13 protein-coding genes are annotated in these 15,064 nt (G+C 69.2%); 1 reads left to right on the top strand and 12 read right to left on the bottom strand.

The features are described from left to right. Positions 1-253: 253 nt before the first annotated feature. The gene (locus F4561_RS04615) at positions 254-1,027 is read right to left on the bottom strand and encodes an amidohydrolase family protein (protein WP_312885143.1); all 774 of its coding nucleotides are present in this window, start codon (positions 1,025-1,027) and stop codon (positions 254-256) included. Positions 1,028-1,307: 280 nt separating this feature from the next. Between F4561_RS04615 and fabG the strand changes: the two genes are divergently transcribed. Continuing rightward, positions 1,308-2,066: a 3-oxoacyl-ACP reductase FabG gene (gene fabG, locus F4561_RS04610; RefSeq protein ID WP_184575099.1), complete on the top strand. Its 759-nt coding sequence runs from the start codon at positions 1,308-1,310 to the stop codon at positions 2,064-2,066. An 88-nt stretch (positions 2,067-2,154) separates the two neighbouring features. Here the strand turns inward: fabG and F4561_RS04605 are convergent, their stop codons facing one another. From F4561_RS04605 to F4561_RS04555, 11 genes are all read right to left on the bottom strand, one after another. Continuing rightward, a complete protein-coding gene (locus F4561_RS04605; RefSeq protein WP_184575097.1) occupies positions 2,155-3,165 on the bottom strand; it encodes a threonine aldolase family protein in 1,011 nt (336 codons plus the stop codon). Positions 3,166-3,238: 73 nt separating this feature from the next. Continuing rightward, positions 3,239-4,204, bottom strand: coding sequence for a serine hydrolase (locus F4561_RS04600; protein ID WP_246437135.1), 966 nt, complete (start codon positions 4,202-4,204; stop codon positions 3,239-3,241). Between the two features lie 132 nt (positions 4,205-4,336). Beyond that, entirely contained in the window at positions 4,337-4,936 is a 600-nt protein-coding gene (locus F4561_RS04595; RefSeq protein ID WP_184575095.1) for an energy-coupling factor transporter transmembrane component T family protein, read from the bottom strand. Further along, the gene (locus tag F4561_RS04590; protein WP_184575093.1) at positions 4,933-5,673 is read right to left on the bottom strand and encodes an energy-coupling factor ABC transporter ATP-binding protein; all 741 of its coding nucleotides are present in this window, start codon (positions 5,671-5,673) and stop codon (positions 4,933-4,935) included. The genes F4561_RS04595 and F4561_RS04590 overlap by 4 nt, the downstream gene beginning before the upstream one ends. Positions 5,674-5,718: 45 nt before the next feature. After that, positions 5,719-6,330: a biotin transporter BioY gene (locus F4561_RS04585; protein WP_184575091.1), complete on the bottom strand. Its 612-nt coding sequence runs from the start codon at positions 6,328-6,330 to the stop codon at positions 5,719-5,721. 301 nt (positions 6,331-6,631) lie between these two features. Beyond that, positions 6,632-7,237: a GTP-binding protein gene (locus tag F4561_RS04580; protein WP_376773632.1), complete on the bottom strand. Its 606-nt coding sequence runs from the start codon at positions 7,235-7,237 to the stop codon at positions 6,632-6,634. Further along, complete coding sequence (locus F4561_RS04575; RefSeq protein WP_184575089.1) at positions 7,212-7,571, bottom strand: DUF742 domain-containing protein; 360 nt, start codon at positions 7,569-7,571, stop codon at positions 7,212-7,214. The genes F4561_RS04580 and F4561_RS04575 overlap by 26 nt, the downstream gene beginning before the upstream one ends. Positions 7,572-7,641: 70 nt before the next feature. Beyond that, positions 7,642-8,067 carry a roadblock/LC7 domain-containing protein gene (locus tag F4561_RS04570; RefSeq protein ID WP_184575087.1) on the bottom strand — a complete coding sequence of 142 codons (426 nt, stop codon included), beginning with the start codon at positions 8,065-8,067 and terminating at the stop codon, positions 7,642-7,644. Positions 8,068-8,124: 57 nt separating this feature from the next. Continuing rightward, the gene (locus F4561_RS04565) at positions 8,125-9,540 is read right to left on the bottom strand and encodes a sensor histidine kinase (protein ID WP_184575084.1); all 1,416 of its coding nucleotides are present in this window, start codon (positions 9,538-9,540) and stop codon (positions 8,125-8,127) included. A gap of 625 nt (positions 9,541-10,165) precedes the next feature. Continuing rightward, positions 10,166-14,092: an ATP-dependent RNA helicase HrpA gene (gene hrpA, locus F4561_RS04560; RefSeq protein WP_184575081.1), complete on the bottom strand. Its 3,927-nt coding sequence runs from the start codon at positions 14,090-14,092 to the stop codon at positions 10,166-10,168. A gap of 310 nt (positions 14,093-14,402) precedes the next feature. After that, entirely contained in the window at positions 14,403-14,837 is a 435-nt protein-coding gene (locus tag F4561_RS04555; protein ID WP_184575079.1) for a CBS domain-containing protein, read from the bottom strand. Positions 14,838-15,064: the final 227 nt, after the last annotated feature.

Raw genomic sequence — 15,064 nt, 5'->3', positions numbered from 1 at the left:
GGCACCGGCTGGGTCGTACCGGCACCCCACGGGAAGGAGGTTCGTGCACGACCCGAATGCACGTGCATCTTCCCCATGCAGGCAATCCTAGGCCACGGAGCACACACGGTTCAGCAAAAACTCAGACTTCCTCGCAATGTAATTTGGCGAAGTTCGCGAGAGCGCCCGCAAACTACACGGAAAGGCATGAATGGGAACACGAGGGCAGGAACTCCAACCGGGCGGGGAGTTGTCCCTGGCAGGGAACGGACCGCTACGTGTCCGCGGCGTCGATCCCGTAGAACACGCGCGCGTTCGCCGCGAGGACGTCCTCGGCAACCTCGGCACCGAGAGCCCGCACGACCAGGTCGCGGTCGGCGGGCTGGAACGGCCGCGCCGCCCGGGTCGAGGGGAGGTCGGTGCCGAACATCAGCGCCCCCCGGTCGACCGCCGCGATTGAGCGCAGCGCGCTGGCAACATCCATGTCGACCCGGCCGAAGCCGGTGGCCTTGACCCGCGCGCCCGCGGCGACCAGGTCCAGCAGAGCCGGCAGACCTTCGGCCGACAGTCCGAGATGGTCCACGCTGACCCTGGGTAGCGCGGCGATTCGCGGCGCGAGCGCGGGCAGCTCCCGGGCGTCGACGTAGAACTCGGCGGGCCAGCCGAGCAGCCGTGCGGCGCGCTCCCCCAGCTCGACTAGGCCGTCGATATCCGCGGCAGTATCGGTGTCCCCGCTGCCCACTCGGCGCCGCAGATTGAACCGCAGTGCGCGGACTCCGGCAGTGTGCAGTTCGTACAGCCGGGCGTCCGGGACGTCCGGGGGCACCTGCGCCACGCCCACGAACCCCTCCCCGAGCTCGCGGAGCGCGGTCACCAGGTAGTCGGTGGCGTACCCCTGGTAGGAGCCCGCCACCACGGCCCCGCCGGTCACCCCGAGACCCGCCACCCGGGCCCGGTAGTCGGCCACCGTGAACGGTTCGGGGCGATACCCCTGGTTCGCCACGAGCGGGAAGCGCGGGTCGATGATGTGCAAATGCGCGTCGAACACTGTGGGCCCATTCTCCCGCGGTCCGCAACGGAGGCACGGCGCGCCCCGCGCCATTGTCTCCGAACGCCGGGGGCGGCGGCGCCCCTCCCCACCATTGGGAGCCAGCCGGTGCCCGCGCCACCGGACTGGACCCGGCCTGGTATCCGGCCGCGCGGTGCCGCCGAGGAGGACAGCCCTACACTAGGGAGCTCCTGAGCCGCCGCCCCGCATACCACCTAGTCGGTATGGACTGGATAGGATCGCTTCCGTGCGTCCCGGACAACCCATCTGGAGGTAGAGCATGTCCCAGACCCCACGTGTCGCGATCGTGACCGGTGCGGCCCGCGGAATCGGAGCGGCAACCGCGCGGCGGCTGGCGGCCGAAGGCCACTCGGTCGGTGTCGTCGACCTCAAGGAGGACGACGCGAAGGGCACGGTCCAGGAGATCGTCAACGACGGCGGCACAGCGACCGCGGTCGGCGCCGATGTCAGCGACGCCGACCAGGTGAGCGCCGCGGTGAACACGGTGGCCGAGCAGCTCGGCCCGCCCACGATCCTGGTGAACAACGCCGGCGTGCTGCGCGACAACCTGCTCTTCAAGATGTCGGAGGACGACTGGGACACCGTCCTGGGGGTCCACCTGCGCGGTTCCTTCCTGATGAGCCGGGCCGTCCAGGAGCACATGGTCAACGCGGGGTGGGGACGCATCGTCAGCCTGTCCAGCTCCTCCGCGCAGGGCAACCGGGGCCAGGTGAACTACTCGTCGGCCAAGGCGGGCCTGCAGGGCTTCGCCAAGACGCTGGCGGTCGAGCTCGGCAAGTTCGGGGTGACGTCGAACGCGGTGGCACCCGGCTTCATCGTCACCGAGATGACCAAGGCGACCGCCGCCCGGGTCGGCATGGAGTTCGAGGACTTCAAGCAGGCCGCGGCCGACCGGATCCCGGTCCGCCGCTCCGGCAAGCCCGAGGACATCGCCGCCACCATCGCGTTCCTCACCAGCGAGGAGGCTGGCTTCGTCTCGGGCCAGGTCATCTACGTCGCCGGCGGGCCGCTCGACTGACAGGAAGGTGGGAGGGCTACCGGCCCTCCCACACCCCGCTCGTTCCCCGGATGCATCAGGCGGCGCGCGGCTCGAACCAGGAAGGCCCTCACACCTGTGCGGCCGCCTTGGTGATCCGCGTGATGGCGTCTTCGGTGTCGGAGTCGGTGATCTCCAGATGCAGCACGATCCGGATGGTCTCCCGGTCGAAGGGGATACACCGCACGCCGTGCGCGGCGAACGCGTCAGCGTAGTCGGCGGCCCGTCCCTCTGGTGCGGTCACCCAGACCATGTTGGTGTGGGCGCTCGCCTCCAGGCCCGGGATCCCCGAGATCCGCTCTGCGAGGTGGGTGGCGCGGCGGTGGTCGTCGGCGAGCCGGTCGCGGTGCTCGCGCAGCGCGTGGAGCGCGCCCGCGGCGATGATCCCGGCCTGGCGCATGCCACCGCCGAGCAGCTTGCGCACGCGGCGGGCCCGGTTGATGGTTTCGGCGTCCGCGGCGACGGCCGAACCGACGGGCGCGCCGAGCCCTTTGGAGAAGCACACCGACACGGTGTCGGATTCCGCCGCGACCTCGGCGGGCGGCACCCCCAGCTCGACCGCCGCGTTCCACAGCCGCGCGCCGTCCAGGTGCAGCCGCATGCCGTGCGCGTGGGCGAAGCTGGCGACCCGTCGTTGCTCGGCCAGCGGGATCACTCGGCCGGAGAAGGTGTTCTCCAGGCACACGAGCGCGGGACGGGCCCGGTGGACGTCGTCGATGCCCTCGGCCCAGCGCTCCAGTAGGTCCTGCGGCGGGTACCCCTCGTCCGCGTCGTACGCACGGGGCAGTGCCCGCGCCAGGAACGCCGTTGCGCCCTGCTCGTCGGTCAGGACGTGCGCGCCTTGGTGCGCCCAGACCTCCTCTCCGCTTCCCACCGCGACGTTGAGGGCGACCTGGTTGGCCATGTGGCCGGACGCCACGTACAGCGCCGCCTCCTTGCCGAGGAGTGCGGCGGTCTCCTGCTCAAGCCGCAAAACGGTGGGGTCCTCACCGAACACGTCGTCGCCGACCTCGGCCTCGGCCATGGCCTGCCGCATCTGAGGAGTCGGCCGGGTGACGGTGTCGGAACGGAGATCAAGCACGGTTCGCTCCCGCAACCAGAAGGCAGTGTCAGTCGGCCTCAGCCTAGCCGCCCCCGGTCAGGCGGCACCGCCGTCAGGCCAGCTCTTCGTCGAGCACCTCTGTGACCTCGCGGACGACGTACTCCACGCACTCGATCCCCGAGGAGTAGTCCAGATGGCGGTCGGAGAGGACGACGATCAGGTACTCACTGCTGTCGGAGGTGACATGGCCCGCGCTGTTGATGACCCAGCGGCCGCCGTGGTCGTCGATGGGCACCCACCCGTTCTTGAGCTCGGCGGTCCCGCCGTCGCCCGCGGCGACCGAGACGCCCCATGCCTGCTCGGCCACCACATCACCGAGCAGCTCGGCCGCGATCTCCCGGCTCTGCTCCGACAACGGACCGGTGTCGGTGAAGACGGCGCGCAACAGGCGCCGCTGGTCGGCGGCGGTGGTGGTGGTCGCTCCCCACACGTTGGCCGGGCTGGGCTCGGTCGCGCGCAGCCCGAAGCGCTCGTTGCCCTCCAGGAGGCCGGGCCCGTAGCCGATGTCCGCGAAGAGGTTGTCGGTGATCGTGTTGTCGCTGTAGCGGATCATCTCCTCGGCGAGCTCGCGCTCGCGCTGGGTGAGGTCGCGGTCCTCGTCGTCGGCCCGGAGCAGCATCAGGGTCAGGATGTCCAGCTTGACCAGGCTCCCGGTGAGGAACTCGCGGTCAGCCTGGTACTCGTAGGTCGCCCCGGTGGTCAGCTCCTCCACCGCGACCGCGATACGGCCCGCGCGGTCGGCCATGTAGTCGTCCAGGACACCCGAGATGCGCTCCGCGTCCTCGGGGGCGAGCCGGACCGGCTCGTCGTCATCCGTTCCGATCGCGGCGTCCGGGCCCAGGGGCGGGGTCGGGGGTGCCTCCTGCCGCGCCGGGCCGCCGGTTTCGAGTACGCGCGGCACGACGACGACCGGCAGCGCGATCGAGACGGCGAGCAGCGCCGCGGCGCCGGCCAACCGCGGCCATCCCGGGAACCGCGGATTCCGGGCACGCGGGGGACCCGTCCAGCTCTGTCGCATTCCGGCACCTTCACGCGCTGGGCAAGCGAAAAATGACCGTAAAACGGAGAAGACTGCTTCCGGTACGTTAACAGGGTTTCGCGGCGCCATCGGGCTAACGCACCGGTACCGGAGGATTTACGGTTGGTGGCGTTAGTCGAGGCCGCGCGCGGTCATGGCGTCCCCCATGGCCTCGGCCGAACGCACCAGGCCCACGATCACCGGCACCACCATGAGGTGCGGGCGTCCCCGCAGCCCGCGGGCGAGGTAGGCCTCGCGTGACGCGTGCCACGCCGCGGCGACCATCGGAAGCGCGCGGATGGTGAGGGCCAGCACCAGGGCCAGCCGGTCCGGGCGCACCCCGGCGAACCGCAATGGGCGGGCCACGCGCTCGAACAGGGCCAGCATCGTGCTGACCCGGGTGGTGAACGTGACCAGACCCGACAGCAGCACGGCGAGAACAAGCTGCGCACAGGTGCGCACCGCGACCAGGGCGTCCCCGCCAAGCATCTGGAACAGCACGATGAGCACAAGGAACGGCAGCAGCGGCCGCAGGATCCGCCACGCGTGCCCCGCCCGCAGCCCGCACAGCGGGTAGAGCAGAGCGCACCCGACGGCGGCGCCAACCGCGATCCACGGGTCACCGAGGACCACGACGGCGGTCACCGCACCGAGCAGAGCGAGGAGCTTCACCCCGGCCGGGGTGCGGTGGAGGACCGAGTCGCCGGGGAGATAGAGGCCGAGCACGCTCACGGGACTGGTTCGTCTCCATCGGGGTGCCCCCCGAGCGGTTCCTCGGCCGCCCCCGCGGCGGCCCGCTCCATGCGGTCGGTGTAGTGCGCCACCGCAGCGGTTGGCGCGCCATCGAAGACGATCCGCCCCTCGTCCATGACCAGCACCCGGTCGAAGCCGGCCAGCGCGTCCAGGTGGTGCGTGAGCAGGATGACCTGCTGCGGGAGCGCGCGCAGGGTTCGTTCGATCACCTTGACGTTGCGCAGGTCGAGCAGGGTCGTCGGCTCGTCGCACACCAGGACCTCAGGGGAGGTGACCAGGACGGAGGCCAGTGCCAGCATCTGCTTCTGCCCGCCGGAGAGCAGGTGCGCCGGGTGGTCGTGGTGGTCGGCGAGCCCGTGCCGGCGCAGGATCCGCTGGACGCGGCCGTCGATCTCGGCGCGGTCGAGCCCACTGCCCCGCAGCCCGATCGCCACGTCCTCGCCGACCGTGGGCATGATGATCTGGGTCCCGGGGTCGGGGAAGACGAACCCGACCCGCCGCCGGATCTCGCGCGCGTGCTTGCGGGTGTCGCGCCCGTCGAGCAGGACGCGCCCGTGATCGGGAACGATCAGCCCGTTGAGCATCCGGGCGAGCGTCGACTTGCCGGAGCCGTTCGCGCCGATGATCCCGATGCGGTGCTCGACCAGCTCAGCGGTGACGTCGCTGAGTACGGTACGCCCCTCGTAGGCGTGGCGCACGTTCTCCAACTGCAGCATGGGGCGGGTGTGGTTCTGGTCGGTACCGGGACAAGGGGGGCACACTCAGCCTACGTCACCGCCGCCCTGGTCAACGGGCCGTCCAGCGGGCGGGATGGGATAGGCGCGGAACACGGCCGTCGCGATCGCCGCGGCCAGTACCGCCTTCGCGAGGTCACCGGGCAGGAACAGTCCGGCGGCGACAATGGTGGCGAGCAGCCCGTCCTGCGCCACGTAGGCACTCCACGGGACCCCGATGAGATAGATCAGCACGATCCCACCGAGGATGTTGGCCCCGAGGCCGCCCCAGAAGCGGTAGCGGGGCATCATCCGCTGCGCGAGCAGGCCGATCGCCAGCGCGCCGAGCACCCAGCCGATCATGTAGCCGCCCGTGAGTCCGACGAACGGCATAACCCCGCCGCGGCCGCCGGGCAGCAGCGGCAGCCCGGCCGCGACAAGCGCGAGGAAGGTCAGTACCGCGAGCGTCCCGCGCTTGGCCCCCAGCAGGCTCGGGGCGAGCATCACCCCAAGCGTCTGCAGGGTGATCGGGACCGGCCCGACGGGGATGACGAACGACATACTCAGCACCGCGATCAGGGCCGCGAACACCGCGATGAGCGCGGCGTCGCGGGCCGTGAGCCCTCGGCGCCGCACGCGGTTCGTGGCTGTCTCTGGCATGGGTCTCCCGTCCCGTCAGCGCTCCGTACGGCACCAATTGTCGATCATGCCGGTAGTGGCGCGACTGGCAGGGTGCTGCCCGTGCGCTGATCGTGCGGACCGCGTTCCCGCGAAGGCGCGTGGAGTGTCGTGGGTTCCCGCGCCCCACCCGCGTGGGCGGGGCTCACCACGCAAGGGGCGGGGATCGATGCGCACGCGAAACATCACAGTGCCCCCGGGAAGAATCGGGTTCCCGGGGGCACCTATATCGTGACGGCCCCAGCAGGGGCTAGCTGTCGCTCGACGCTGGCGGTTCCGCGAGTCACCCGACCAGTTCGCCGGACTTGGGACGCGAGAGCGTGTACTCCAGCAGGCAGGTCAGCACGCCCCCCGCGGAACGGCGGTCGCGCGCGTCGAAGTCGACGATCGGCACGTCGGGGGCGATCTCCAGCGCCTCGCGGATCTGCTCGATCGAGTACTCGAGCGTGCCGTCGAACTTGTTCAGGGCCACGACGTAGGGAATCGACTGCTGCTTCTCGAAGTAGTCGACCGCGTCGAAACTGTCGGCCAGGCGGCGGCTGTCCACCACGATGACCGCCCCGACCGCGCCCCGAACGATGTCGTCCCACATGAACCAGAAGCGGGCCTGCCCCGGAGTGCCGAACATGTACATGATCAGTTCTTGGTCCAGGGTGAGCCGGCCGAAGTCCATGGCGACGGTCGTGGTCACCTTGTGCGGCGTGACTGTGGTGTCGTCGTGTTCGCGGCTGGCCTCGGTCATGACCGCCTCGGTCGACACCGGAGGGATCTCCGATACCGAACTGACGAGAGTGGTCTTGCCCGCGCCGAAACCGCCGGCGACGACGATCTTGGTGGAGACCAGTGACGCGGGGTCTGAGGAATTATTGGAAGAGACGTTCGAGTCCACGGAGCGCCCTCTCCAGAACTTGGTTTTCTGACGGACTGTGGCCGGTGATGGTGGGGTGAATGTAGACGTGGCCCTGATCGGCCAGGTCACTCAGTAGCACCTGGGTGACGCCCATCGGGATCTTCAACTCGGCGGAGATCTCCGCGACCGAACGGGTCTCGCGGCACATCAGGTAGATGTTTTCCGACTCCGGAAGGAGGTTCGCCGGGGGCGCCGAGCCGGCGTCCGCGACCGAGACCAAGGTCTGCACCATCAGCGGATGGCGGGAACGAGTCCTACCCCCCGTGAAGGTGTACGGGCGGATCCGTGCGCCCCTTCTCCTGCGTTTACTCATAGCGCTGGCAACCTCTTCGTGCTCCAATGCGCGCCCCGATGTGCAGGGGCGGTACAGGGATGAGTATCCATCACGGGGCCATAACTTCGCGCAACTGCGAACGAAGCTGCGGTGTCAGGGCGTGACCCGCGCTCTCGACGAGGAGCGTCATCTGGTAAGCAACGATCTTCATGTCGGCGTCACCCGAGGTCAACACCGCAAGTGAGGACCCATCGCTGATGGACATCACAAACAGGTAGCCGCGCTGCATCCGCAGGATCAGTTGCTCGGTGTCGCCCTTGGCGAACATCTTCGAGGTTCCCTCGGCCAGGCTCTGCAGACCGCTCGCGATCGCCGCGAGCTGCTCCGCGTGCTGCTCGGCAAAGTCGCGCGAAGAAGTGAGCAGCAAGCCGTCGGAGGAGACGACGATCGCGTGCTCCACCCCGGGGACCTCGGAGACGAAGTTGGAGATGAGCCAAGTGAAGTTCTCTGCGCTCTCACTCAAGCGATTGTCCATTTCCGTCCAGATTCTCGTACTGCGCTTACAGATACACGTGGGCCACGGGATGTGGGGCTAGTCATCGGGTTTGGCCGCCTCTTCCTGCCCCTCGACGAACCCCTCGAGGTCGGCGCGGATGCGCTCGGCTCTACTGACGCCCGTGTCAGTGTCCTCCTCGGTAGCCGAATCGCCGTTAGGCGTGCTGCCCTGCGTCGACTCCGCATCTTCCGGAGGGACCATCGGAACTGGGGTGGTGTTCCTGTGGGCACTGCGACGGGGCAGGCCGGCCGAGGTCACCGGCGACTCCGACGAGTCCATGGCGCTGCTGTTCTCCTGCGGTCTCGGGGAAGGAGCCGGCTTTTCCGGACCGGAAACCTGCTCACGCGGAGCGGTCGCGGACCGCTGGGCTGGCTGGGCCGGCCGCCCGTTCGACGCGGCACCCGACGCGGGTACCGAGCGCTCGGAGGTTTTGGCAGCCGGGCTGGGGCCAGTCTTATCGTAGTGCGCGGCCGGCACCGCCACGTGCGCGCTCACACCGCGGAAGGCGCGCCTTTCGAGCTGGACCTCGAAGCCGTACCTGTGGGCGATCCGGCTGACCACGTAGAGGCCCATGTGCCGCATGACGTCCTCGTCCAGGATGGGTTCACCGCGGAGCCGGCTGTTGAAGTCGCTCAGTTGCTCTGGCGGGATCCCGATTCCCTCGTCCTCGACGGTGATCAGCAGGCGTTCGTCGGGCAGGGACTGCGCACTGATGACGACCTGCGCGTGGTCCGGCGACTTTTCCGTCGCGTTGTCCATGAGCTCGGCCAGCAGGTGGCTGAGGTCGTCGGCGCTGGTTCCCGTGATGAACAGCTCCGGCAGCTTGCCGAGCTGGACCCGCTGGTAGTCGCTGATCTCGGAGATCGCGGCGCGGGCGACGTCGAGAAGCGGGACGGGTTCGGTGGAGGGGTCCCCGGAGTCCTGCCCGGCCAGAACGAGAAGGTTCTCGCCGTTGCGCCGCATCCGGGTGGCGAGGTTGTCGATCTTGAACAGTTTGTCCAGGATCTCCGGATCCTCACTGGTGTCCTCGAGATCCTCCACGATGTCGATCATGGACTCGACCAGGGTGAGGTCGCGCATGGCCAGTCCGGCCAGCGTGGCCGTGACAAGCTCCTGTTTCGCGGATCCGGGCCCGGACTCCGGTCTCGCCTCGGGTTCCGCCGATTCCGCCGGGGTCTCGGTGGCGGGCTGCGCTGGCTCCGGCGCGGCGGGCTGCGGAGGCGCGGTGGGTTGCGGAGGTGCGGCGGGCTGCGGAGGCGCGGCGGGTTGTGCCGCGTGCAGCGCTCCCGCCTGCTGGGGGGTGAGCGACTGCTGCCACCCGGTCTGCTGGGGCGCGAACTGCGCCGCACCCGGGTAGCCGAACGCCTGGGGATGTCCCGGCCATTGCGGCACACCCTGGGCTTGGGCCTGCTGTTGGACCTGCTGTAGGTACTGCCGCTGGGCCGCTTCCATGTCCCACTGCTGAGCGCCGTACGGAGGGTACGCCCCGGGGGGCGGCGGGACTTGCTGCGGGGCGACCGGTGGCTGAGCGGCTGCGTGCTGCCTTGGGGCGCGCTTCCTACCGATCCCGATCTTGTTCAGGAACCGGCGCCACCGTCCACCCCCAGGTGCGGCCGGGGGGCTGCTCTCCACTTGCATCATGGGGCCCAGGGGGTGATCCCCGTGATTAGCGGATGACGGTGCATGTGCCACAGCACATCTCCTCGATACAAGGGGTTGGCCAGTGACGGTTACCCGACGGAGGGTCGACCCGTGCTCAACGACGGTCCGGCGGATGTGGGGACCATGTTCCGCTCTCGCGGGCGCCTGGAGATCCGCGTCCTTCCGGGCACCCGTACATGAACCGCATTACCCAATCCGCCAAGTAACAGCCGAATCGGCGGTCACGCTAGCACAGAAGGCCCGGCGCAGTAGGCCATTCCAACCCACTTACGGATCAATTGCGCTGTTCTTCCAAGTCGGGGCACTCAGTTGCCAAGATCATGCACTACAGAGGGCATTTGTGCGATAACTGTGATCTGCACCACATTGGAATCCGGGTGACCAGATTGCGAGACCGTACACTGCGGACCTGCACTCACTCAGCCCGAACCGCCTCAATCGCCCGGAGTATGCGCTTATCCGAAACCGGGTGCGCAGTGCCGATCTCCTGCGCGAAGTAACTGACGCGGAGCTCCTCGACCATCCACCGGACCTCGGCGACGTCGGCCTCCGCGGCGCGATCGGGGCCCACCGCGGCGGCGAGGCGCTGCCACGCCTGCCGCATCTGCTCGACGCTGGCCATGCTGACCTGGTCGCGCCGCGGGTTCTCGGCCAGCTTGGCGACCCGGCGCTCGGCCGCGCGCAGGTACCGGTGCAGGTCGGCAAGCCTGTCCCGGCCCGTCTCGGTAACAAAGCCCTTGTGGATCAGCCCGGCCAACTGACTCTGCACGTCGTTCAACGACGGCAGGACCGCCAGGCTGGTGCTGCCCTTCAGCGAGCGTTCGACCTCGTGTGCCTTGGCGAGGACCCGGGCGACCCGGGTGACCACATCGGCGAACGTATCGGCGAGCTCGGCGCGGACGTGCTCCCGCAGCTTGTCGAACGCCTCGGCATCCCACACCGGGGCACCGGCCTCGGCCATGAGCGCGTCAGTGCTGCACAGCAAGCAGTCCTCCATGAGTGCCGGCATGCTGCCGTGCGGGTTGTGCCCCAGCGCGAGCTTGGTCTGGTTGTCGAGGCCGCGCCGCACCGCTGCCTCGGGTGAGGGGATCTGCAGCAGGAGCAGCCGCCGCACGCCGGCCCACATCGACCGCCGTTGCTCGGCCTCGCTGTCGAGGATCCGGATCGCGACACTGTCGCCCTCGTCGACCAGGGCCGGGTACCCCTTGACCGCCGGCCCGGCCGCCGAACGCTCGAAGGTCTGTTCCAGCGGACCGAAATCCCATTCGGTCAGCCCGCTGCGCTCCAGCCCCGAAGCCCGCTCCGACAGCTCCGCCCGCAACTGCGGCCGGAGCCGCGCGCGCAGCTCGTCGAGGCTTGTGGCTTCGGCCAACCGCTGGCCGGCGGAGTCGGTGGCCCGAAATGTCATGCGCAGGTGGTCGGGCACCTGATCCGGGCTCCAGGCGTCGCGGGGGATGCGCTCACCGGTCATCTGGGTCAGCTCCCGGGTCAGCGCGTCCAGGAGCGGTTCCGAGTACGGCGTGAGGCGTTCGAGGACGGCTTTCGCGTGGTCCGGCACCGGCACCAGCATGCGCCGGACGGGTTTGGGCAGGGTGCGGATCAGCGCCGTGACAAGCTCCGCGCGCAGCCCGGGGATCTGCCAGTCGAAACCGTCGTCGTCGATCTGGTTCAGCGCGGTGACCGGGACGTGCACGGTGACGCCGTCGGCCTCGGTTCCGGGCTCGAACTGGTAGGTCAGCGGAAACGTGAACCCGCCGGTGTGCCACTCGTCGGGGTAGTCCTGCTCGCTGATCTCCGCGGCGCTCTCGTTGACCAGCATCGACCTCTCGAACGAGAGCAGGTCGGGATCCGTGCGGCGGGCCTTCTTCCACCACGTGTCGAAGTGCGCGGCCGAGACCGCCTCGGCGCCGACGCGCGCGTCGTAGAACTGGAAGAGCGTCTCGTCGTCGACCTTGATGTCGCGGCGGCGCGCCCGGTGTTCGAGGTCCTCGACCTCATCCAGCAACTGCCGGTTCTCGTGGAAGAACGCGTGGTTGGTGTCCCAGTCGCCCTCCACCAGGGCGTTTCGGATGAACAGCTCGCGCGAGGTCTCGGGGTCGATCCGGCCGTAGTTCACCTTCCGACCGGCGACGATCGGAACCCCGTAGAGGGTGACGCGCTCGTAGGCCATCACCGCGCCGCGCCGTTTCTCCCAGTGCGGCTCGCTGTGGCTGCGCTTCACGAGGTGCTGCGCGAGCGACTCCGCCCATTCGGGCTCGATGCGGGCGCATACGCGCCCCCACAGCCGCGAGGTCTCCACCAGCTCGGCGGCCATCACGTACCGCGGCTGCTTCTTGAACAGCGACGACCCGGGGAAGATCGCGAACCGGGCGCCCCGCCCGCCGAGGTACTCGTGCTTATCGGGATCCTTCAGCCCGATGTGCGAGAGCAGGCCGGCCAGCAGGGATATGTGCACGTTGCGCGGGTCAGGGGGCGCGTCGTTGAGCGAGACGCCCATGCCCTTGATGACCTGCCGCAACTGGCTGTGGATGTCCTGCCATTCGCGTACGCGCAGGTAGTTGAGGAACTCGGCGCGGCAGAGCTTGCGGAACTGGTTGCCGGAGAGGGTCCGCTGCTGTTCGCGCAGGTACTCCCAGAGGTTGAGGTAGGCGAGGAAGTCCGAGGTGGGATCGGCGAACCGCGCGTGTTTCTCGGCGGCCGCCTGCTGCGCCTCCGCCGGACGCTCCCGCGGGTCCTGGATGGACAACGCTGCCGCGATGACCATGACCTCGCGGACACAGCCGTTGCGCTCGGCCTCCAGCACCATGCGGGCCAGTCGCGGGTCGATCGGCAGTTGCGCCAGCTTGCGGCCGAGGTCCGTGAGGCGGCCGCCGGGATCGTTGCTGCTGGGATCGAGTGCCCCCAGCTCCTGCAGCAGGTGGACGCCGTCCTTGATCTGGCGGTGGTCCGGGCCGTCGACGAAGGGGAACCGGGCGATGTCGCCGAGTCCCAGCGACGCCATGCGCAGGATGACGGACGCGAGGTTGGTGCGCAGGATCTCGGGGTCGGTGAACTCGGGCCGGGAGAGGAAATCCTCCTCAGAGTACAACCGGACGCAGATCCCCTCGGCGACCCGCCCGCACCGGCCCTTGCGCTGGTTGGCCGATGCCTGCGAGATAGCCTCGATCGGCAGTCGCTGCACCTTGGTGCGGTGGCTGTAGCGCGATATGCGCGCCGTTCCCGGATCGATCACGTACCTGATGCCGGGGACGGTCAGCGAGGTCTCGGCGACGTTGGTGGCCAGCACGATCCGCCGCTTGCCCCGCGGGGAGAACACCCGTTGCTGCTCGGCCGCGGAGAGGCGGGCGTAGAGCGGGAGGATCTCGGTGTCGCGAAACCGCTTCCGCTCCAGCGTGTCGGCCGTGTCGCGGATCTCCCGCTCCCCGCTGAGAAACACCAGGATGTCGCCGGGCCCGTCGCCGCGCAGCTCGTCGACCGCGTCGCAGATCGCCTGGAGCTGGTCGCGTTCGGGATTGTCGTCCCCGTCATCGTCGGCGCCGGCCTCGGCGATCGGCCGGTAGCGGACCTCAACGGGGTAGGTGCGCCCGGAGACCTCCACGATCGGGGCGTCGCCGAAGTGCCGGGAGAAGCGGTCGGAGTCGATGGTGGCCGAGGTGATGATGATCTTCAGGTCGGGCCGGCGCGCCAGCAGCCGCTTGACGTAGCCGAGCAGGAAGTCGATGTTCAGGCTGCGCTCGTGCGCCTCGTCGATGATCAGCGTGTCGTAGCCGTACAGGGACGGATCATTCTGTATTTCCGCCAGCAGGATGCCGTCGGTCATCAGCTTGACCAGGGTGTGGTCGCTCGACTGGTCGGTGAAGCGGACCTTGTACCCCACGGTCTCGCCCAGCGGCGAGGACAGCTCCTCGGCGATGCGCTCGGCGACGGTACGCGCGGCCAGCCGGCGCGGCTGGGTATGGCCGATGCGCCCGAGGACACCCCGCCCCAGCTCCATGCAGATCTTGGGAAGCTGGGTGGTCTTGCCGGACCCGGTCTCCCCGGCGACGATCACGACCTGGTGGTCGCGGATGGCCTCGGCTATGTCGTCCTTGCGCTGGCTGACCGGTAGCTCTTCGGGATACCGCGGCGCGTCCGGTGCCGCCGAACGCCGTCGCTGGACCCGCTGCTCGGCCTTGGCTATGTCGCTGGCGATCTCGGTGCTCACGGCCGCCCGCTTGCGCTCGCCGCGCACCTTCCGCAGCCCTTCGATACGACGACGCAGCCGATGCCGGTCAGCGTGCATCAGCTCGGGCAGCCGTTCGCGGAGTTCGGAGAGCGGGGGTGTCACGGGCGAAGATTCCATACAGAGCACAAGGATAGAAGCGCGGGCAACCGGATTTCCGGTCGGGCCGCCGCCTGACACGGCCCACGAGGAGAGAGCGACCGCGGCGCCGCGGAAATTCCAGTCGCCCGGGAAGCCGGCGCCACGCTCCAGGCAATCTCTGCGCGCTCTTCGGAATCTCCGGCCGTGCGCCCATGGGGGCGCTGTGCGCGGCGCCTCCAGGGGCGCGCTGGCCCCGGGAGCAACAGTGCCGGGCCGGGCACCCGCGAGCGGGTGCCCGGCCCGGGCTCACGGGTGCGGTCGACCCCGCGCGCCGTGCGTACTGGATCCGTCAGGAGACGCGGTCCGGCGGGCCGCTCTTGATCGACTCGACGAACTGGGTCACCTTCTGCTCGGGCAGGTTCTTGGCGAGGTCAGCCTCGCTGATCATGCCGACCAACTGGCGGTCCCTGATCACCGGCATCCGCTTGACCCGGTGCTCCATCATCTGCTGCAGGACGGTGTCGATGTCGGCGTCCGCGTCGACGTAGAACGGCTTGCCGGACGCCATTTCGGACGCGTTGCAGTTGGCCGGGTTCATGTCCTCAGCGAGGCATTTGATCACGATGTCGCGATCGGTAAGGATCCCCTTCAGCCGGCGATCGGTGCCGCAGATCGGGAGGGCCCCCACACCGAGGTCGCGCATCTTGCGCGCGGCCGCGTTCACCGTCTCGGTCTCGTCGACGCACTCGGCGCCCTCGTGCATGATCTCCGACGCAGTGGTCATGGATCTGTTCCCCCCTTTGTGTGTCGTCTCTGTCCCGCCGTTGGCACGCAACCCCCGTTGCGGCAGGACACGATGGTGGTCTCCTACCCATCAGCGCCCGGCAACACATCCGTTCCCACCCGCGCGAGGTCGTGCGGGTGGGAACGGCTACGAAGCGAGGCCGGGGCAGCCCGGATGAGAACCCCGCGAACTCCGGAAGGCCCGAAACCAGCACTGGCCCGGAAAGC

It is taken from the genome of Lipingzhangella halophila (genome assembly GCF_014203805.1).
Classification (GTDB): Bacteria; Actinomycetota; Actinomycetes; order Streptosporangiales; family Streptosporangiaceae; genus Lipingzhangella; species Lipingzhangella halophila.
The sequence above is the reverse complement of the archived record's forward strand: the minus strand, read 5'-3'. Positions and strand labels throughout refer to the sequence as shown.

Bases quoted from the DNA above. Each gene is read 5' to 3' on its own strand.
- fabG (WP_184575099.1), top strand. From the start codon at position 1,308: ATGTCCCAGACCCCACGTGTCGCGATCGTGACCGGTGCGGCCCGCGGA.
- F4561_RS04600 (WP_246437135.1), bottom strand. From the start codon at position 4,204: ATGCGACAGAGCTGGACGGGTCCCCCGCGTGCCCGGAATCCGCGGTTC.
- F4561_RS04590 (WP_184575093.1), bottom strand. From the start codon at position 5,673: ATGCTGCAGTTGGAGAACGTGCGCCACGCCTACGAGGGGCGTACCGTA.
- F4561_RS04585 (WP_184575091.1), bottom strand. From the start codon at position 6,330: ATGCCAGAGACAGCCACGAACCGCGTGCGGCGCCGAGGGCTCACGGCC.
- F4561_RS04575 (WP_184575089.1), bottom strand. From the start codon at position 7,571: ATGAGTAAACGCAGGAGAAGGGGCGCACGGATCCGCCCGTACACCTTC.
- F4561_RS04570 (WP_184575087.1), bottom strand. From the start codon at position 8,067: ATGGACAATCGCTTGAGTGAGAGCGCAGAGAACTTCACTTGGCTCATC.
- F4561_RS04565 (WP_184575084.1), bottom strand. From the start codon at position 9,540: ATGGAAGCGGCCCAGCGGCAGTACCTACAGCAGGTCCAACAGCAGGCC.
- hrpA (WP_184575081.1), bottom strand. From the start codon at position 14,092: ATGGAATCTTCGCCCGTGACACCCCCGCTCTCCGAACTCCGCGAACGG.
- F4561_RS04555 (WP_184575079.1), bottom strand. From the start codon at position 14,837: ATGACCACTGCGTCGGAGATCATGCACGAGGGCGCCGAGTGCGTCGAC.